Origin of the sequence: Alteribacter salitolerans, from assembly GCF_016901055.1 — a bacterium.
Lineage (GTDB): Bacteria > Bacillota > Bacilli > Bacillales > Salisediminibacteriaceae > Alteribacter > Alteribacter keqinensis.
Map to the genome: position 1 here is coordinate 1 of NZ_JAFEUX010000018.1, position 19,091 is coordinate 19,091.

Genomic DNA, 19,091 nt, shown 5'->3' on the forward strand with positions numbered 1-19,091 from the left:
ATCCTGCATCCGCTTCAGACGGACGCTTTCCGCGGGCAACGCTTCAGCCTCCTCACTCCGTTGCGGGGTCTTCAGCTGTTGCTTTTCCCGCTGGAGTCGCCGTCTTCCGCTACTGCCTACTATTATAAATAAGGCTAAAATTTTTCATTAGGAGGATGACATGTTACGTCCTATTCGAGAGAAACAAGTTGAATTAGAGATGGTTTCCATTGATCAGCTCGTCCCTGATAATCATTTACTCCGTAAAATTGATGCCACGATTGACTTTTCCTTTATCTATGACAAAGTGAAGTCTTATTACAGCGAAGATAACGGCCGTCCTCCTATTGATCCTGTGATGCTTTTTAAGATGATGTTTGTTGGATACCTTTACGGTATTCGTTCTGAAAGGCAGCTTGAAAGGTGCATCGGAACAAGCGATTATGACAGCCACAGCACAGAACATAAAGAAAATAGCAAACCACCTCACAGCCGGCTGAGAGGTGGTTTGCCCTATTTTTAAAAGGTATTTGCATCACTTAATTTCATTTTCTCCACATATAAGAAACCCACGCTTCAAAAAAGCGTGGGTTTCTCGACAGCCTGAGGATGAATCGTTTTTACGATTCATCCTCTGTTTATATTCTTTACGCAGCGGCCGCAGGTTTGCTGACAGCGTGCTTTTTATTTCCTTTACGGTTAAACAGCTGCTGGCGGATATAAGGAATCACCCAGCGATCGCCACCGAAGCGGCCTGCGTTGTAGCCTGCAGCGAGAAGGAAGATGGTAAAGAGCATCATCCAAGGGTTAGAAGAGATGGTGCCTGCGAACATAAACGCGAAGTTCATCATGATACCAAAGAATGCAGCAGCGGTAGTAAAGACTCCGAGTATGAGGCCAAGTCCTACAAGAAGCTCTCCCCATGCAACCATGTGACTGAACAGTTCAGCATTTGGAACGGCGAAGCTTTCAATAAAAGCGTGATAAGTCGGATACTGCTCGATCACAGCTTCATTATTCACGACGCCCATCAGGTAACCCTCTGCACTGAATCCACCGGTTACCTTGCCCCAGCCGGCAGTCAGCCAAAGCCAGCCAATGTACAGACGAACAGCAGTCAAAATCCCGGCAGCATAACGGTTTTCTCTCAAAAAATTTATAAACATTTTAACATTCCCCCAAGGGTTAATTTTGGTTTCACAGATTATTGTGAAGTATTTCACATAATCAGGTAAAAAAAGAGATTGGTGTTTCAGAAAGCATTTGATTGTTTCGTTTGTTTGCTCAACGTTTCACATAATGGTGTAAAAATAAGAGCTGCTTGCTAAAGGATTGTTTGTGATCACTATTTCCTTTCACTTATAGTATACCCCGAGATAGATTGTGAGGAAACTCACAAAGGTGAACAAGCTGTGAAGGATTCGTGTCTGATTTGTGAACTGTTGAGCAATTAATCAGTTAGACTTAGTCGCTCCAGGCTTTAATGGGATGTTTAATCGGGGATTTTCTTCATTTGTTCGGCATATTGCTTCATTTCATCGGGATATTGTAAATATCCCTGCACTCTCACCTTAAAGTGTTCACCCCACACGGACTGTCCTCCCGGTAAAAACACATCTGCCATATTTATACATTTATCTACCATTTTTGCAATGGTTCAGCAAAAACCGGACGCCCCGTAACAACGGGACGCCCGATCATCAAACCTTACTCTTCTCCCAGATCCGTTACCGCACCTTTTGAGGCACAGGATACGAGTCTTGCATATTTGTTCAACACACCGCGGGAGTAGCGGAGCGGCGGTGCCTGCCATTCTGCGAGGCGGGCTGTCATTTCTTCTGCGCTCACGTCGACGTTCAGCTCCTGTGTTTCACTGTCGATGGTCACCAAGTCGCCTTCTTTAAGGAGTGCGATCGGACCGCCTACTTGTGCTTCAGGTGCCACGTGGCCGACGACGAGCCCATGGGTTCCGCCTGAGAAACGGCCGTCAGTTAACAAGCCGACTTTCTCGCCGAGTCCTTTACCGACGATGATGGCTGAGATGGAGAGCATCTCGCTCATTCCCGGACCGCCTTTCGGACCGGCATAGCGGATCACCAGCACGTCACCAGCATTGATCTGATTTGCCAGAACCGCTTCCGTTGCTTCTTTTTCCGAATCAAATACCCGGGCGGGACCGGTGAGCTTGCTTACTTTCAGACCACTCATTTTCGCAACGGCTCCAGCCGGCGCCAGGTTCCCTTTCAATACATACAGAGGACCGCTTTCTTTAAACGGCTCACTTACCGGACGGATGATTTCCTGGCCTTCGTGCAACGCAGGAACTTCCGCCAGGTTCTCGGCCAGTGTTTTACCCGTAACCGTGAGACAGTCGCCGTTCAATAGTCCTGCTTCAAGAAGAAGCTTCATTACAGCGGAAACACCGCCTACCTGGTGAAGGTTTTCCATGACGTATTTTCCGCTCGGCTTCAAGTCGGCAATGTGCGGCACACGCTCGCGGATACGCTCGAAATCGTCATACGAGAGGTCCACATCAACCGAGTGGGCCATGGCCAGCAGGTGAAGGAAAGCGTTTGTGGATCCACCCAGTGCCATAACAACCGTAATCGCATTTTCAAATGCCTCTTTTGTCATGATGTCCCTTGGATAGATTTCTTTACGGAGAAGTTCCACAACAGCGTCGCCTGCTTTGTAGCAGTCTTCCTGCTTGTTACCCGTTTCAGCCGGATTGGACGCGCTGCCCGGTAAACTCATTCCCAGGGCTTCAATGGCGGATGCCATTGTGTTTGCTGTGTACATGCCTCCGCATGAACCAGCTCCCGGACAGGCATGACACTCGATGTCGTGGAGGCCTTCTTTGTCCATGGATCCTGCGTTGTGTTTACCGACCGCTTCAAACACGGAAACGATGTCGATGTCTTTATCTTCTCTTGATTTACCTGGTGAAATCGTACCACCGTAAACAAAAACGGATGGTAAATTTAAACGGCCGATGGCAATCATACAGCCCGGCATATTTTTATCGCAGCCGCCGATGGCCACAACTCCGTCAAGGCGCTCGGCTCCGGCTACGGTTTCAATCGAGTCTGCGATCACTTCCCGGCTCGGAAGGGAATAGCGCATGCCTTCGTGTCCCATGGAAATGCCGTCAGCTACGGTGATCGTATTAAAAATCATCGGTGCTCCGCCACCGTCGCGGGCTCCGCGTTTTGCTTCAATAGCGAGTTTGTCTATATGTACGTTGCAGGGTGTAACCTCGCTCCACGTACTGGCAACACCGATCATCGGTTTTTGAAAGTCCTCGTCTTCAAATCCTACTGCTCTGAGCATCGCCCTGTTCGGCGCGCGGTTGTCTCCTACACTGATATCTTTACTGCGTATTCTAAGATCTTTGTCTGCCATTAGTCAAACTCCTCTCTCGTACTGTGCTGAATGAAAGTTTTAGATGAATTATCTCCACATTATACAGAAATAAAATAATATTTCTATATTATTTAAAAATTCATAGTAAATTTTTTATTCGTTTTATCTTTTGGGCAGAAATACATAGATTCCGGTTAATATTATTCCAGTTTTGGATAAAATAGTTGTTGCTTCTGTATATGAGAATGTGTGTGATGAATTAATCTGTTTTCAGGCAGAATTATTGTTGTTTTTGATAGAATAAATCTTGTTTCCGGCTGAATTATTACTGTTTTCGACAGAATTTGTTCTTTGTGTAAAGTATTAAATATTTTCGCCGAACAAATTTCCTCTTGCTTCACGAAGAAGTACCGCTCTCTTCTGTAAATTAAAGAAATCTTCAAAAACCAAAAAGCCGCACCAGCAAAATGTGCTGGTACGGTCATGTTTATGATGAAGGCATACCGTGTACGGATTTGATTTCAAGGAATTCCTCGATCCCGAAATCACCCCATTCGCGTCCGATTCCAGATTGCTTGTAGCCGCCGAACGGTCCGTTGAAATCGGTTTTCGCATCATTGATCTTAATGCGTCCGGCTTTAATGCTGGAAGCCACATAGCGCACGGTTTCAGGATCTTTTCCGACTACATAGCCCGCAAGACCATAAACCGTATCGTTTGCCATATCAATAGCCTCCTCCAGATTTTCGTACGTGATAATAGTCGTGACCGGTCCGAATATTTCCTCCTGGGCGATAACGGAATCATTGGAAACATCGGTGAAGATCGTCGGCTTAGCGTAATACCCTGTCTCCAGTCCCTCCGGCTTTCCGGTTCCCCCGGCGAGGAGAGTGGCTTCTTTTTCACCTTTTTCTATATAAGATTGTACGGTGTCCCACTGATCTTTTGAGACTAGCGGGCCGGTGGCGATCCCTTCCTTACGTGGATCTCCTACCAGGAAGGTTGGAAGCAGGTCTACAATTTTTTTCTCAAATGAGTCTTTCATAGACTGAGGGATAAACACTCTTGTTCCCGCAGAGCATACCTGGCCGGTGTTTGTCATGATATTGGACAGAGCTGTTTTCGCTGCCTCTTCCACATCCGCATCGTCAAGGACGATGACTGGGGACTTGCCTCCAAGCTCCAATGCCACTTTCTTAATCGTTTCCGCCGCATTTTTCATGATTTTTTCACCGACAGAGCCGGAGCCGGTAAAGGAGACAAAATCGATATCGGGGTGGGAGCTGATTCCGTTTCCGATAACAGAACCGGTGCCGTTCACAAGGTTGAACGCACCCTTAGGCAGACCAGCTTCGTCGATAATCTCCGCCAGAATCATGGCAGCATAAGGTGTTTTTGACGCCGGCTTCAGGATAACCGGGCTCCCTGCCGCGATGGCGCTGGCAATTTTGGTAGATGTCTGGTTCGTCGGAAAGTTCCACGGGGTAATCAGGCCGCTTACCCCGACCGATTCTTTTATAAGCGTATGGCCGCCACGGTCCTCTGAGAAAGAAAAGTCCTCGAGAGATTCAACCGCCTGCTTAAAGTGACCAAGCCCCATGTGATAATGCACCTCTTCGGAAACAGACAGCGGTGCACCGAGTTCATCCGTCATTGTTTCGATAAGCTCCTCTTTCCTTGCCTCATAGCCTTCCGCAATTTTCTTAAGCCACTGGATTCGTTCTTCTTTTGTCGAACGTGAAAAAGATGGGAATGCGTCCCTCGCAGCCTTTACCGCTTTATCTAAATCCTCTTCAGTACCTGAGCTGATTTTGCCCAGTACTTCCTCCGTTGCCGGATTGATCACCTCAATTGTTTCTGAGCCGGTCGACTCAATCCATTCACCATTAATGTAATGTTTAAGCTGGTTTCGCATAGGAAATGTCTCCTTTTCTATATATGCTGATTTTCACTGTTTTTTCAAAATAAGTGTACAGCACTCCTATTCCCAGCAAGTCTATGTCTAAAACAAAGACCGGTTTGAGAAGATTCAACACGAGGAGTGGAAAAAACGGGCAAGCTAACTGGCGTTGAAGAGAAAAAGGATTGCGATTTGCGGGGGTGGACAGAGCCCCCAAAAAACACTGATATGTAACTAAACGTTCCCTTCTTTTTTCACCTAAAGGATTTTATTGGTAGTTGACGAATAACTATAATATTACAAAAATTGTAAGATACAAAGACGGTATTGAAGGGGGAATCAGGCGTGAAGTGGCAGAAACTAATTACAGTCGTAAGCCTTCTGCTCTTAGGAGGGTGTATTTCTGACCAGGAAACGATAACCTGGGCGGATACAGTAAAGATTGAGGAAAAACAATATGATTATCTTCTTCATTTAACAGTAGCGGACTCAAGCATTATAGGCGCTCCGGCCGGAATAGTGAAACGGGATGTGGCGGGTAAAGTACACAGAAATTATCGTTTAAGTAATGGTGAAGCTACTTTTTTACAAAAAGGGACAACATTATACAACGTCAAAGGGTATCCCGGATTTCTCGCTGTAAAAGATGATTTAGCTCCCTATTTACTCTACCATCATGAAATAAGTGATCACTATCCTCTTTCATTTGACGAGCTGGATTTAGGGAATGTACAACAGATTACGATTACTCATATTCAAAAAGGTACTCCTGTTACAGCGACATGGAGCGATGAAGAAAAAGATGAGCTGCTGAGTTTATTAATGGATAGCAAACCGGATGCGAAATTTCAGGCAAATTTCATGGTGCAAGACCCAACTCACTTTGATTTTGTATTTTATACAGGAGAAGATGTATTATTTACGATTCCTCTTTTTACAGACGGTACAACACCATTTTGGTACCCTTACGATCAGGAGATCTTGCCTGAAGCTATGAACAAATATCTTAGTCATCATGATTAAAAAGACATGAAAACAACGCTCCATGCCATTCTCTTGTTTTGCTTAAAGATTGCAGCCCGTCAGTCCACTTCCTTGTTATAACGCAGCTTAATCACACCTTTTGTTTCATCGAAGTTAATACTCTCTTTTCAGCATCGTTTTCAATTCCGCTGTGACTTCCGTTGACGTTATATAAAACTCGTCCCCTTCGACGAGATACATGAAATAGCTCGCTTCCCCTACTTCACCGAGCCAGAGATGAACCGGATGGAGGGGAAAGTCGTCACCATAGCTGATGATCAGATCGTAGTCGGGCGTTTCTTCCCCGGGCGTTTCGCTCCTTGTCACAGCGGACCTGATCGCCCCCTCGATTATCAGGATCGACTCCGGCTTTGTAAAGGTCATCAGCTCTTGATCCGAGAAGGTACCAACAGCTCCGGAACGGTAAACCTTCACTTCCTTAACTTCTTCTTCAAGCAGAACCATCGTCTCATTGCCGAAACCGCAGGCACTAAACAGAAGGTAAAGAATGATAATCAGCTTTTTCACTTTATTACTCTTTCCCTTCCCCCGCCACGGAGTTCAGCCACGAGAACGTAGCGCTCGGGGGCACTGCCCACGAAGGTAAAGGGGTAGCAGGTGCTCACGGTGAGTGTAGCCCTTGGCTTTGGAACAATGACTGTGCGGTCGTCTTCATCTACAATTCGGACGTTCCTGATTTTGTATTCAAATTCGCCCGCTGCCGTTGTAACAATCAGGATATCATTCACTCCGACGCTGCCGAGCTCCCGGAAGACCGTGTCTCTGTGACCGGCTAAAACAGCATTGTCATTTTCACCGGGCAAGACGCTTCCTGCGAAATGACCGACTCCCTTTTCGAGTTCGTCTTCATCAGTGCCGTGATAGATTGGAAGCGTTGCTTCGAGCTTCGGGATATAAAGTTCCCCGATCAAGTCTCCAATTTCAGGCCGTTCAGGGTACAGTGGTCCTGATTCTGGCTCCTCGCCGGGGGCTGATTCTTCTGCCGGCTCAGGCTTTTCTTCTTCTTCAGGTTCTTCTTCCAAAGGCCCTACAACGGCTGCAACTTCCCCGCTTTTAAAGAGCATATAGCCTTTTAGGAACGTGTATGAGGTGGTTGTGGTGAACCAAAATCCGCCTGTTATCATGGCGATACTTAAAGAGAGAAGAATGAATCTCTTCATTCTTCTCCGGTTGTTCTTTTGGTTATCCATTTTTCACATTCAGCCTGCGGTAAAAGAGCATGCCGCTCATCATGATGAGGAGCCCTGCTGCAATTCCTGAGGCGGTATTGGTCGCTGTTTTTGGCAGCTTCGCACCGTTCTCCGTTTTCATAGCAGGCTGTTCTGCGTTTGCTTTTTTAGGAGATTCGCTCTTTTTATCCGCGGCCTGATCCTGGTGTTCGATGACTTCGTGTGTTTTTTTCAGGTCGTTTCCGGTTCCGTTGATCAGTTCCCAGCCGAACATTTCCGCTTTGAGGAGGATGTCGGCGAGGAAGTCACCTTGTTTATTGTAAAGCTCAATGAGGAGGTCATAGCCGTCTGTTGTTGTCATGGTCATGAGTGACTGGATGGACACGGGCTTTTTCTCGTCACCTTTCACGAGGTAAAACGTTACATCCATTTCAAAGAGGTCGAGCAGCTCTGTGAAGATGGCGATGAGCTCGGCGATTTGATCAGCTGTGAGTTCAGAAGCCTCGTCAAACTCTTCGAAAGCCATCAAACGCCAGGCGAGCTCTTCAAGTTTTTGCAGAAAGGCGTCGCTGTCCGTATCCAGAGTCTCCAAATGGGCAAATAGGCGCTCGATTTCTTCTTTAGTGAGGCCGATCTCAGCCATTGATTCGAAGAACAGGTCTTCAAACTCAATGTCCCACTCGTCACCGTAAAGATAGAACCAAACGGCGCCGTCCAGGTCTTCAAGATACTCGTAGTCGTTGATAGATTCACCATATTCATGTAAAAGGGCAACCAGCTCATCGTATGTAAGCTCGTATTCTTTTAACAGTTCAGCCAGGTTTTCGTCGGTAATCGGAGTAAGGGATAAATAGTACACGTCCATTTCTGCGTCGAATACGAATTTGTACACGTCATAAACGGACTCTCCTGCTTCGAGTTCACCGTACGCCACGAGGTAATCAAGGGCGTCTTTTTCCGTAATGCCGAGATCATTGAGCAGCTCTTTCCACGTATCCGGTGTGAGGACCGGGCCCAGGAATTCTCTTAAATCTTCCATATCCTCAAATTCTTCCAGAGTGATACCGAAGAAATCAAGATATTCGACGAGCTCTGTTTTTGTCCATTCAATTTCCTGTAAATACGAATTTAATTCCTTTTCCGGTGGTGCGGCACTTCCCAATGATGGTAAAACAATAAGAAACAAACCTGCCAACAGCGACATGAACAAGCCTTTCACAGCCATTCCTCCTACATATTCGATTGTGTATTTCGAGATTAGTATAATCTTGAAATTTGTAAAAAGATAGTATTTTATTTTTGTTTCCGGCAGAAAATTTCACGAAAATCTATTGACAAAATAGAGGTTTATTATCCAGTATTCGTTTGTATTTGAAAGCATATGGCATATAAGTACTAATAACCTCTTATTTTAACTGAATATAACTGTATATGAACGAATATAAAAGACCTCCGCGATAAAAGACCTGCGGAGGCGTTTATTTTTCTTTTAATGAGTATACCTTTTTGTCAGTGTGGTTGCTTCCTTCCTTGCTATATTATAGGCAACAAAAGAAAGAGGATTAGTATTTTGGGGAGGTGTTGGCGAAGAGTGTATCGTATAAGGAAATGAATGAATTAACGGTTTCGCACCGAAGAAAATTGTTATAAGCACCTTGTGAAGAAATACACGTAATAACAATCGGCGAGTAACTTGAAAGAGACAGAGGGAGATCGCACCTCTGTCTCTTTCTTTGATTACAACACACTAAAAATGCATACTACAGAAGGGGATACTCATTTTTCTTTTTCATGATCGACCACGTTAAAGGTCGGACGGCTTGCCAGAGCCAGGAATAAAACAACGGCAGAAAAGATGCTTATGATAAATGCGCCTAGTGTAAAACCGCCTGTTAGGATCAGGTCAATGACGAGCCAGACGAATCCGAATGCGGCGCCAACTGATGATAGTACTATGATGATCGGTCGTACCATGTGAATGCTCCTTTGTTATCTGTTTGCGACCCAGCCTGAAATGCCGGCCATGATGTTTTTCAACACATCCAAAGAACCCATAACGTCACCTTCTAGCTCAAGGGCGTGATTGGCATCTTTCACAAGGATGCCCTGAATCCGGGGATTGCGGTCAATTTCGGAAAACCGCTCCCGCTCAAAAACCGGATCCCGGTCCCCAATCACACACAGTCCGGGGTGCCAGCTTCCAGAGAGACTTTTGTATACGTCGTCCCGCTGAATAAGAGGTGTGAGCCAGATCGCTTTTACCCGGGCAAAGCGTTCTTCTTCCATCAGGTAGGATAAAGCGATCGTACCGACAGATTTGGCTACAGCAATGATTTCTTCATAAGGAGCGCCGCCGATAACTTCATCGATGACGTTTCGTACATCCGCTGTGAATCCTTCCTCTGTGAGTCCGGATAATTCCTCACGTGTATATTCGTAGTTGATATGAAGGATGTCAAACCCGTTTCTGAAAAGAATTGATGTTGCGTAGTAAAGTAACGGTCCTTGTGCTGTGTACGCTGCACCGGGCAGAACGATGGCTACCCTGCCAGCATCTTTCTCATGCTTCATCAGAGAATAAGGAATCTTTCCGCTTTTTGTTTTTACGTTTCCGTTCTTTACCTTCACAATCTCCACCCCTTTTCAGGCTTTGTTAAACCTGGATGTTGATTTCTTGTCTTTCACTCCAATCAGAACAAAACCGAACAATGAAAACGGAGGTACTGCCAGCGTGCCGATGACTCCTAAGGTATTTCCGCTTTATTTATATTTTTATTAAAGACCTGCTATATGAAAACACCAGCTTTTTTAAAAGTCAGGCCTTTTCATGATGTTCGTCTTTCTTTAGTGCCAGTTGGACTTTCAGCTGCTCAAGCCTTACTTTTTCTTTCTCCAGCTCAACCTTCTTTTCCTTCAGGCGGAAGTCTCTTTTTATGGCATAAGCGCCGACGGCCAGACCAATCGTTGAAACGATTCCTACAAAACTGAAAACGACGATCAGTTCCACTTCATTTCCCCCTTAATGCTCATTGGACTTTCGAAATCCGTAAAGCATCCGGTAGCCCGCATTTTCATAAAAATCATAGGACTGACCGGTTGCGAGAAGTTCAAGGCGCGCCGCAGGATACAGGCTGTGTACATGATTTAACAGAGCCCGCCCCACTCCTTGTTTTCTCCAGCTTTTTTTCACCAGAATCTCACAAACATATAAAGTGATAAACCCGTCAGTGAGGCCCCGGACGTAGCCGATGATTTGTCCTTCAGATTCCGCGATACAGCGGACCGGTGACTGTTCCCATGCCGCTTTTGCCTCTTCAGGTCGATCCGCAAAATTTTTCCACCCCTGCTCCTGATTGAGTGCTGCAATCGTGCTGTAGTCACTTGACCGGTATTCCCGGATAACCAGCTCTTTCCCGTTGTAAAGTTTCATCATTTCCCCCACCGGATTATGCCTTAAGGTAAGTGTATTCGTTTTCATTTTTATTGTAAATCATTTCAAGAGCATTTTGTGCATCACCTGATTTTTTGGGACATATAGTTTAGCAGACAGTACTTTAGGAAGGGGGGGAATGGCTGTGAAAGAGAAACCAAAGGAGGATACGCTTCTTAAACGCTACCTTCATAAATCATCCGCACCTCAAAAGTCTGTGTGCAGACCATCAAGAAAGACAATTAAACGCTGGGTAAAATACGGGTCTACGAGCTATGTGGTTTACTGGGGATAGGTTCCTTTAACGGGACAAGGATTTCCGCTTTCCCGTCTCTTTTATTTCTGTCATAAAACACTTCTATTTACAAGCCTCCTTGTTCCACTCCATCTTCTGTTGTGAAATCCATTCGTGTATTCTTCTGCAATCGTATCGTTTGTACACGTTTTTTTACCGTACTCATGGGCCGGTAATGTCCAACCATCCCTGGTGGTACCCGCTGATGTGCGCTTACTTCACAGCAAGCCCAGTAAACGGACAGGCTTTCACTTTCGAAATGGGGACTGAAAAGAACATCGTTCCGATCTGTTTCGGATATTTCCTCTTTCCTCTGCCATAATTCATCCTGCAGACGAACCGCCTCTTCGGGAAAGGAATCGGAAAACGGACCGCAAAAGCTTATTCCTGTAAAATGAAACATCCTATTTTTGATTTTTTCACAATGAAACATGCCGTCCCTTCCTGTTTAAACCCTTCTTCAAATCGATAATGGCCTGGGTATGCAAGCCTTCATGAAAGATCGTTCTGACCAGGACCTGCTCAATTGTCTCCATTCCCATATCAATGGGCGGGAAGGTTTCTTCCAGACGCTCGCCATACTCTTTTTCAATGACATCAGGTTGCCGTTTTAACAGGACTTTTAACGTCTCTAATGACGGCGTATCCTCTGTAAAATCAGCTGGTTCTGTACCAAACCCGAACCATTGGTTGAGCTTTGGCGGTTCTTCACGCTTTTCTTTCGTCAGAGCTTGAATCCACAGATACTGATCCAGGCAGACATGGCCCAGATTCCAGCGAATATTGTTGTTAAAGCCTTCTGGAATGCGGTCTGCTTCCTTTTCGGATACTTCTTCCACTATATTAACCAGTTCTTCACGATAGGACCTGAGCTGATTTAAAAGTACGACATGCCGTTTTCTCATAGCAATTCCTCCTTTTCTGTAACCACTTAAACATTTGAAGCGTTTTTCCTGCTTTTACATAGTTTACGTTGAAAAATGAAAGGATAAGAGCGACTTTGTTTTGAGGAGGATTACCATGGAAAACAAACAAACCAGCCAGAAAGTATCTGAAGAGATGCCCCCATCGTTCAGTCACGGCGGACATGAGCTTTTTGACGTTCACGAAGTGTTAAGTGCTGTCGTTGCACTTGTCGATCAGTACAAGCTATATGAAAACCATATCAGAGACACGGCGTTATTGGATATTTTAAACCGGCAGTCTGTGTTTATGACCGATCTCTACAACATCATGCAGGAAGCATTTCAGACCGGGGAGAAGCCTTCAACATCTACTAAGGTATATAAAATGACGGAGAGCAATAACGTCATTTACGGCCTTTCACCCGGGAAGCCTGTCTCTCCCATCCAATCCGTCAGCGACGTCACGGATCAGAGCCTGTCATCATATATGCTCGGCCAAACGAAAGGTCTCGCCTCCCTCATGGCCATGACCGCCCTTGAAATGACGAACCCCGTAATACGCCGGGTCATCGCTGACAGTGTGCCGAATCTGATTGAAATGAGCTATGAGATTTTCCTTTATCAAAACCAACATGGGTATTATCAGGTGCCGCAGTTAAAGAAAGAGGATATGAGAGTGCTTTTGGAAGCGTACAGCCCCGTTAAGAAGAAACCTTTAAATTAATAAAGCTATTTATAACAAAAGACACAGAGGCCTGTGGCTCTGTGTCTTTCCCGTTTACTGTTCAGCAATCACGTTACTAAACGATTATTTCTCCTCACTTACACCAAGCACCTGCCTGGTCATCTCCAGATACTCCTCACTGCCTGAACGGATCGCAAACTCTGCGAGCTCCACCGGATAAGCGGCGGTTAGCTCAATGACATGCTCGGCCATTTGAGGCCACACATAGCCACCAGCTTTTTGATAATGGTGGATGAGCTTATCCAGTGCCTCTTGTCCAAACGTTCTGTAGTGAGCCACAAAATCCACGGCCGGGTCACCTGCATAAGCTTCTGTCCAGTCTATAAACCCGGTAACTCTGGTGTCTTTGCCAATTAAAATGTGACCGGCGTGAAGGTCCCCGTGGATGAACGCTTCTTGTTTCGGCCAGAGAGCCTCATTGTCAATCCACGTCTGCCAGCGGCTCCAGAGCTCCCGGCTCACACCGAATTCGGCTTTTACTTTTTCCATGCGGGTTTTCATTGTTTCCCTAAGCTTGTCTGCTTTAATGACGATAAGACCATGCCGGGCAACAGTTTCCCCTTTTGTTCTGTGAAGGGGAACGAGCGCTTCCCCCAGTGTTTGATGGAACACTTCAGGAATATTTTCAAGGTCGATTTCCCACACATAGTTCTGAATTTCGTGATCGACGGTGCCTGCAGGCTTTCCAGTGAGCCTTTTATAGGCAATCAGTTCGTCTGTACACACCTTCCATTCAGGTACTTCCACATGAACCTGGCTTGCTGCGAGTGTGAGAATCTTCTTTTCTTTTTGAATTGATGGGATAACATCCTTCCTTCGGGGCAGCCGCAGAACCCATTGTTCACCGTTTTGGTCTTTTGCAAATGCTACCTGAAAATCCAGCCCCGATTCGTTGATATGAAGGGATTCCCCTTCAATGGTGATCCCATTCTTTTTTGCCAGGCGGATGATTTGTTCCGTTTTATTTTCCATAACTACACGTCCTTTTTTAAGAGTAAATGCCAGCGGCCCCGGGACGTTTTACGGTTCCTCGTAATTGAAAAAAGACACAGGTATTTTCACCTGTGCCTTGATTGTATATTCTTTCTCCGTACAATGAGGTCCCTGTAAAAAGACAGACCTGTCCCGCTAACACAAAGTGGTTTTCTTTGAACTATTCAATTACGGGTTCAAAGTGCGAAATCGGAGTCTCATTGATGCTGTCACAGGGAAAACCTCCATCTCTTAAAGTTATGGGAATAGTACCATAGAAACCGGTGGAGCACAATGAATGTTTTAGTTATTGAACGCTTCTTTACCGCCGGCGACTGGCAAAATCAGCTTGCTTCTCGTCGGTAATAAGGAAATTTCCGTCCCGCCTGACGGTCGGATGGTGTAGTCATAATCGCTGGCAATGAAAACGACCCCGATTCGATTTCCTGCTTTAAATACGTAATCGTGCGGTTGCATGTCCCACTCAAACGTATAATCACGGCCCGGTACGATGCTGATTGAACGCTCCTCACCGTGAATATTCTGAGGATCCATCCATCCGCGTGTAATGATTTTCGCATTGTCATTTTCATCGTATTCCACAAGCAATACAGTTAAATTGGCCACAGGCTCGTCAATACTCGCCCGGATACTAACCTCAGGGGTACCGCTCATGTGAGTATCCTGCTGGAGGATATCCGTTGTATACACGAGTCTGTTCGGGTGATCAGATTCCGGATCTGCCACCAGCGTATTCGCTCTTGTCTGAGGGTCATCTGTGAGCGCCTGTCTCTCATGGGGTCTGTTTGGAACGGGAGCGTTTGACAATGAACCTGCCCCGCTTCTGTCATTGTCTCCTGTTAAATAAAACTTTGTCGCCTCAGCATCAACATGAGGCCAGTTTTCCTGCTCCACCCACGTTCTGTCTTCACGCTGGATATTCACCATCTCTTCATCCATAATCCCGTTCTCAAGTCCATAAAGCCAGTAGTCAAACCAGCGGTGCTGCTCCTGCTGCCATCCGCCGCCTGGTGCGCCGTGACCTCCCTGGTGAAGCCAGAGCTTTCGGTCCACGCCGTGCTGTTCAAGAGCTTCCCACCACTGGGCAAACTGCTTTGTTTTTACATTCCAGTCGTTGAGGCCGTGAGCCAGAAGAACACTCGCTTCAATGTTTTTCACACCCGGGAGATAGTTACGCTCAGCCCAGAAATCATTGTAGTCACCGGTAATCCGGTCTTCGTCTTCTGCCATTTGCTCAAGAAAAGGAGCGCAGATTTCGGCGTTGTCACGGGTTGCAACAAATCCCGCAAGCACACTTGCATCTTCCCCCTGATAACCGCCCGGTGCAACAACCGCTCCGTTTGCTCTGAAATAGTCATACCAGTTACTGATGGTAACGATCGGGACGATGGTTTTCAGTCCTTCAACCCCAGTCGTAGCTACACCGTTAGGAAGAGTGCCGTTATAAGAAGCACCAATCATCCCCACGTTGCCTGTAGTCCAGTCAGCAGCCACTTCTTCCCCGTCTGCATTAAAAGCACGGGCACTCCCGTTTAACCAGTCAATAACCGCTTTTGTTCCCATAATTTCATTAGCGTCACCTGTCGTCGGGCATCCGGTAGCTTCTCCGCTTCCGATACTTTCTCCAAGGACAACCGCATAGCCACGCGGCACATAGTAGTTTCCTAAATTACCAAGGTTCTGAGGCCCTGCATTCGGCCCGCGGCCACGTCCCTTACCGGGGTGAGGTACGGGATTCAGTTCTACATCTACATCAAAAAAAGGCACAGACCAGTCCAACCCTGCCCTGTAGGGGCTCATTTCATAAATGACCGGCACCTGAATTCCTTCTTCTGTGTTCGGTCTCATGACCCGGATCGACACCAGATCCTTTTCCCCGGTTCCATCACTGTCCACCGTCGTTTCAACCATCAGCTCTTCGATAATCGCATCTTCAGTAGAATAAACCGGCTGGGTTACACCATCTTCAAAATTTATGTAGGTCGAAGATGTGCCTGTTTCGGTAATGGTCCCATTTAATGGTAAATCATTCGCGGCAGAGCTGACCGGCTGGATAAACAACGACAGCAGTAGCAGACAAGAAAGCAATCCAATCCCATACTTTTTACTCATTCCAATTACCTCCTGTTTTGTTGTACCATGCGTAAACTTCAGTCACACCTCCGATTCTGACAGGCTGAATTCAGTACTCTTCCAACAAAATATAACACTAATTTTCTGACTATTTTGTCAAAAAATGCAGGATATTTCGTGTTACTAATAAATGAATCCTTCCGCCCATAATAAAAGACCCGGCAATGTTACACCCGGGTCTTAAACTAGAATTTTAATCTATCTTTACTCACACAAAACGAGGTCAGACAATCAGGACTCTTTTTACTCTATAACTTCTCTGATCTGATAAAACCACTGTTCTGTTTCTCCCGGATCCTTCGAATTAACGAAAAGAAAATCACCGTCCTTCTCCATGTAAAGAAACGGTGCCGTACCTGTATGAACAAATAACCTTCCGCGCCCGAGTCCTTCAAGTGAAAAATGTCCCCGGCGGCGTTCCATGAAGGAGTATCCGTTCGTTCTTGACCGGATGGCCGGAAGATCTTCGACCAGTGCAATGTCCTTGATATCCTCAAGAGGCCACTCCACACCGTAGATCCCGGTTACAGAGACTGATTCATTTGAAACAGTAAGACGTGGCTCCCTTTCCCCCTCAAAAAGAAAGGCTCCTATAAGTAAAATGACAAACGCAAAGGTGCCGATTAAAATAGACAGGTCTCTCTTTTTATTTTTTGAATTGTCCAGTTTGCTCAGCATGATCATGCGGATGAAAAAGTAAAACATCCACACTACCCACGAGACAGCAATTGCCACAGCCGGTTCCACGAAAAAAGCGAGTAAAGCACCTGCAGGAAGGAGATAACTCGAGTTCATCATCGCTTTTCCCACTGCCTGAGGATAGCCGTTTTCAATGAGGTGCTGCTGCTCTTCCTTGGATTTTGTATTGAAACCGGAGAGGAGCATATAAACGCCCTTTTTATAAACAAAATAAGCCGGAATCCAGATGATTAAAAAGCTGAACAGTTGAATCGTAATGGCAATGAGCATCATGTACCTCCTAATCGTCCCTTCCTATCTTTACGTTATAATGAAAATAAACGTTTCATTTTCGCAAAATAAAAATGATTTCAACATCATGTCGAAGTCACTCTTATCTTAAGCGCCTTTAGCTTCAACGCTCACTGTTTTAGTAATGATTCCTCTTGCTTCAAGTTCCTGTCTTGTCTGCTCATTGGCAGGGCGGTATCCTTTTTCAAGCAGGTCTTTGATATAAAGCTTGTTATAAATAAATGAAAAAATAATACCTGGAATGGATGTCCCAAATCCCATTGTCAAAAATCCAATTGCAACAGCAGTAATGAACATGATTGCTGCCCACTTCAGATCCCCTCTGAACAAAGCCGGAAAAAAGCCAAAGAAAAATGTCGTCCAGCTGAATCCAATCTTTACATTTTTTGAAACTCCTGCATCATTTGTCAGTATTCCGTGCATAGCGTCGTCTCCTCCTAGGTATATGCTCTATATAAGTGCAAGACTATTATACTACATTACTAATATTAATTTTCAATATATTTGAAATTAATATAGAATATACCTATGCTTTAAGTTTCACTTTTTATAGCGGACGTCTCCATATATTCAAGCACACATAAAAAAGTGTTTGGCTGAAATTTCGAATGCTGAGTTAACATATACGGAGGCTAAGCGGGTTCCTGGGAGATGAAAAGCCGGTATACTTATTGGATCAGACAACCTTCCTCGTGTCAGTTCAATTGAAATAATGGAAACCATTCGTACTAAGGGAATCTGGGAATAGGACAGATTTATTATAGAATTTAAGCAATTGGAGTATCTGTACTCATTTTCATGGGAATTAGCGTTCAGTGGTGAAGATTATGAGGAGCTCACACTGACTTAAAAAAAAGCAGTATGTCAGTGAAACTGTGATTAAAGGAACGAAAAATGAACCGTGATAAACGAATCCAAAACGCCGCTTTAGAACTAAGCCAAAATAGAAATCCCACAGCAAAAATGCTGTGGGATTTCTATTGTCGGGAAGCTTATTTATTTTGGAAGGTGGATTTCCCGCTTTTACAAAAGAAGTTATAAAAGAAAGTCTTCTCATAGAATGAGAATTTATACTCACAAACTTTATTAGTTCGGTGAAAAGAGTGATGCAGCCGGAATGTCCGAAGCTTCTGCGGTAGTGAGGGCCGGGCAAGACCCCACAGAGCGCAGCTCGAGGAGGCTTGCCGGATCCACCGCGGAAAGCGAAGGATATGCAGGCAGCATCAACAATCCCCATCACTAACAGGTAAACGAGAAAAGATCTTTTTCAACTTCCTGAATCCCATAGCACTATGCACGTGGGATTCTTTTCTATGCTCTCATACCAAAAAACTTTTTCACTTTTGTAAGCATCCCTTTATCTTCGTCAAGAGACATCAGGGGTACAGACTCACCGCTGATGCGGCGGGCAATGTTGCGGTACGCAAGAGATGCACGGCTCTTTGGATCCATGGCAACCGGCTCACCGGCATTGGACGCTTTAATCACGTCATCATCGTCGGCAACGATGCCCAGAAGATCCACAGCGAGAATGGACACAATCTCGTCTACATCAATGGCTTCACCGGTTTTCATCAGATGGGGACGGATCCGGTTTACAATAAGCCTCGGTGCGGATACATCTTCTTTTTCCAGCAGCCCGATAATACGGTCCGCATCACGAACAGACGAAATTTCCGGCGTTGTGACGACAATAGCCTGATCGGCACCGGCAACCGCATTTTTATATCCCTGCTCAATTCCTGCAGGACAGTCAATTAATACGTAATCGTAATCCTGTTTCAGTTCTTCCACCAGCTTTTTCATCTGCGCCGGCTCTACAGCAGACTTGTCCTTCGTCTGTGCTGCAGGAAGGAGAGATAAGCTTTCGAACCGCTTATCTTTTATGAGTGCCTGATGCAGACGGCATCGCTCATCTACTACATCAACCAGGTCATAAATAATCCTGTTCTCAAGACCCATAACAACATCCAGGTTTCTAAGACCGATATCTGTATCCACCAAACAAACTCTTTTTCCGTTCAGCGCCAGGGCTGTCCCTAAATTCGCGGTTGTCGTCGTTTTACCGACGCCGCCTTTTCCAGAAGTAACGACGATGGCCTCTCCCACGCTCAGTCTCCCCTTTCTATCAAGAGGCCACTGAAA

At 45.6% G+C, this 19,091-nt stretch carries 20 protein-coding genes and 1 pseudogene; 4 read left to right on the top strand and 17 right to left on the bottom strand.

The window, feature by feature from the left end:
- Positions 1-160 precede the first annotated feature (160 nt).
- Positions 161-403, top strand: a pseudogene (locus JSY36_RS19800) (transposase); the annotation flags it as partial.
- Between the two features lie 223 nt (positions 404-626).
- On the opposite strand, the gene JSY36_RS19805 reads toward JSY36_RS19800, so the two are convergent.
- The 3 genes from JSY36_RS19805 to JSY36_RS19815 all read right to left on the bottom strand — a co-directional run bounded on the left by JSY36_RS19805 (position 627) and on the right by JSY36_RS19815 (position 5,257).
- Positions 627-1,145, bottom strand: a complete 519-nt coding sequence (locus tag JSY36_RS19805; RefSeq protein WP_205167691.1) for a DoxX family membrane protein — start codon at positions 1,143-1,145, stop codon at positions 627-629.
- A 541-nt stretch (positions 1,146-1,686) separates the two neighbouring features.
- Entirely contained in the window at positions 1,687-3,381 is a 1,695-nt protein-coding gene (gene ilvD / locus JSY36_RS19810; RefSeq protein WP_205167692.1) for a dihydroxy-acid dehydratase, read from the bottom strand.
- A gap of 448 nt (positions 3,382-3,829) precedes the next feature.
- Positions 3,830-5,257, bottom strand: coding sequence for an aldehyde dehydrogenase family protein (locus tag JSY36_RS19815; RefSeq protein ID WP_205167693.1), 1,428 nt, complete (start codon positions 5,255-5,257; stop codon positions 3,830-3,832).
- A 330-nt stretch (positions 5,258-5,587) separates the two neighbouring features.
- On the opposite strand from JSY36_RS19815, the gene JSY36_RS19820 reads away from it, so the two are divergent.
- Positions 5,588-6,265, top strand: coding sequence for a hypothetical protein (locus tag JSY36_RS19820; protein WP_205167694.1), 678 nt, complete (start codon positions 5,588-5,590; stop codon positions 6,263-6,265).
- 114 nt (positions 6,266-6,379) lie between these two features.
- On the opposite strand, the gene JSY36_RS19825 is transcribed toward JSY36_RS19820, so the two are convergent.
- The 7 genes from JSY36_RS19825 to JSY36_RS19855 all read right to left on the bottom strand — a co-directional run bounded on the left by JSY36_RS19825 (position 6,380) and on the right by JSY36_RS19855 (position 10,888).
- On the bottom strand, positions 6,380-6,793 hold the full coding sequence (locus tag JSY36_RS19825) for a hypothetical protein (protein WP_205167695.1): 414 nt from the start codon (positions 6,791-6,793) through the stop codon (positions 6,380-6,382).
- Positions 6,790-7,446: a class D sortase gene (locus tag JSY36_RS19830; RefSeq protein ID WP_419466056.1), complete on the bottom strand. Its 657-nt coding sequence runs from the start codon at positions 7,444-7,446 to the stop codon at positions 6,790-6,792. The genes JSY36_RS19825 and JSY36_RS19830 overlap by 4 nt, the downstream gene beginning before the upstream one ends.
- Before the next feature lie 22 nt (positions 7,447-7,468).
- The gene (locus JSY36_RS19835) at positions 7,469-8,674 is read right to left on the bottom strand and encodes a processed acidic surface protein (RefSeq protein ID WP_205167697.1); all 1,206 of its coding nucleotides are present in this window, start codon (positions 8,672-8,674) and stop codon (positions 7,469-7,471) included.
- A 557-nt stretch (positions 8,675-9,231) separates the two neighbouring features.
- Positions 9,232-9,429 (bottom strand): hypothetical protein, encoded by a 198-nt coding sequence (locus JSY36_RS19840; RefSeq protein ID WP_205167698.1) that lies wholly within the window; start codon positions 9,427-9,429, stop codon positions 9,232-9,234.
- Between the two features lie 15 nt (positions 9,430-9,444).
- Positions 9,445-10,083, bottom strand: coding sequence for an alpha/beta hydrolase (locus tag JSY36_RS19845; RefSeq protein WP_205167699.1), 639 nt, complete (start codon positions 10,081-10,083; stop codon positions 9,445-9,447).
- A gap of 187 nt (positions 10,084-10,270) precedes the next feature.
- Positions 10,271-10,462, bottom strand: a complete 192-nt coding sequence (locus JSY36_RS19850; protein WP_205167700.1) for a hypothetical protein — start codon at positions 10,460-10,462, stop codon at positions 10,271-10,273.
- Between the two features lie 12 nt (positions 10,463-10,474).
- Positions 10,475-10,888, bottom strand: coding sequence for a GNAT family N-acetyltransferase (locus tag JSY36_RS19855; protein ID WP_236785219.1), 414 nt, complete (start codon positions 10,886-10,888; stop codon positions 10,475-10,477).
- A 142-nt stretch (positions 10,889-11,030) separates the two neighbouring features.
- Here JSY36_RS19855 and JSY36_RS19860 point away from each other — a divergent pair, with 142 nt between their 5' ends.
- Positions 11,031-11,180 (top strand): hypothetical protein, encoded by a 150-nt coding sequence (locus JSY36_RS19860; protein ID WP_205167701.1) that lies wholly within the window; start codon positions 11,031-11,033, stop codon positions 11,178-11,180.
- 67 nt (positions 11,181-11,247) lie between these two features.
- Here JSY36_RS19860 and JSY36_RS19865 read toward each other — a convergent pair whose 3' ends face one another.
- Together JSY36_RS19865 and JSY36_RS19870 are read right to left on the bottom strand one after the other, a co-directional pair.
- Positions 11,248-11,613: a hypothetical protein gene (locus JSY36_RS19865; protein WP_205167702.1), complete on the bottom strand. Its 366-nt coding sequence runs from the start codon at positions 11,611-11,613 to the stop codon at positions 11,248-11,250.
- Positions 11,600-12,085 carry a DinB family protein gene (locus JSY36_RS19870; RefSeq protein ID WP_205167703.1) on the bottom strand — a complete coding sequence of 162 codons (486 nt, stop codon included), beginning with the start codon at positions 12,083-12,085 and terminating at the stop codon, positions 11,600-11,602. The genes JSY36_RS19865 and JSY36_RS19870 overlap by 14 nt, the downstream gene beginning before the upstream one ends.
- 115 nt (positions 12,086-12,200) lie before the next feature.
- Between JSY36_RS19870 and JSY36_RS19875 the strand changes: the two genes are divergently transcribed.
- A complete protein-coding gene (locus tag JSY36_RS19875) occupies positions 12,201-12,809 on the top strand; it encodes a spore coat protein (RefSeq protein ID WP_205167704.1) in 609 nt (202 codons plus the stop codon).
- A gap of 84 nt (positions 12,810-12,893) precedes the next feature.
- On the opposite strand, the gene JSY36_RS19880 is transcribed toward JSY36_RS19875, so the two are convergent.
- From JSY36_RS19880 to minD, 5 genes are all read right to left on the bottom strand, one after another.
- Positions 12,894-13,802, bottom strand: a complete 909-nt coding sequence (locus JSY36_RS19880) for a macrolide 2'-phosphotransferase (protein ID WP_205167705.1) — start codon at positions 13,800-13,802, stop codon at positions 12,894-12,896.
- Positions 13,803-14,105: 303 nt separating this feature from the next.
- A complete protein-coding gene (locus JSY36_RS19885) occupies positions 14,106-15,935 on the bottom strand; it encodes a Xaa-Pro dipeptidyl-peptidase (RefSeq protein WP_205167706.1) in 1,830 nt (609 codons plus the stop codon).
- A gap of 264 nt (positions 15,936-16,199) precedes the next feature.
- Complete coding sequence (locus JSY36_RS19890) at positions 16,200-16,928, bottom strand: DUF3784 domain-containing protein (protein WP_205167707.1); 729 nt, start codon at positions 16,926-16,928, stop codon at positions 16,200-16,202.
- A gap of 105 nt (positions 16,929-17,033) precedes the next feature.
- Positions 17,034-17,369, bottom strand: a complete 336-nt coding sequence (locus JSY36_RS19895) for a DUF2628 domain-containing protein (protein ID WP_205167708.1) — start codon at positions 17,367-17,369, stop codon at positions 17,034-17,036.
- A gap of 888 nt (positions 17,370-18,257) precedes the next feature.
- Positions 18,258-19,055: a septum site-determining protein MinD gene (gene minD, locus JSY36_RS19900; protein WP_122897764.1), complete on the bottom strand. Its 798-nt coding sequence runs from the start codon at positions 19,053-19,055 to the stop codon at positions 18,258-18,260.
- Between the last annotated feature and the right edge of the window lie 36 nt (positions 19,056-19,091).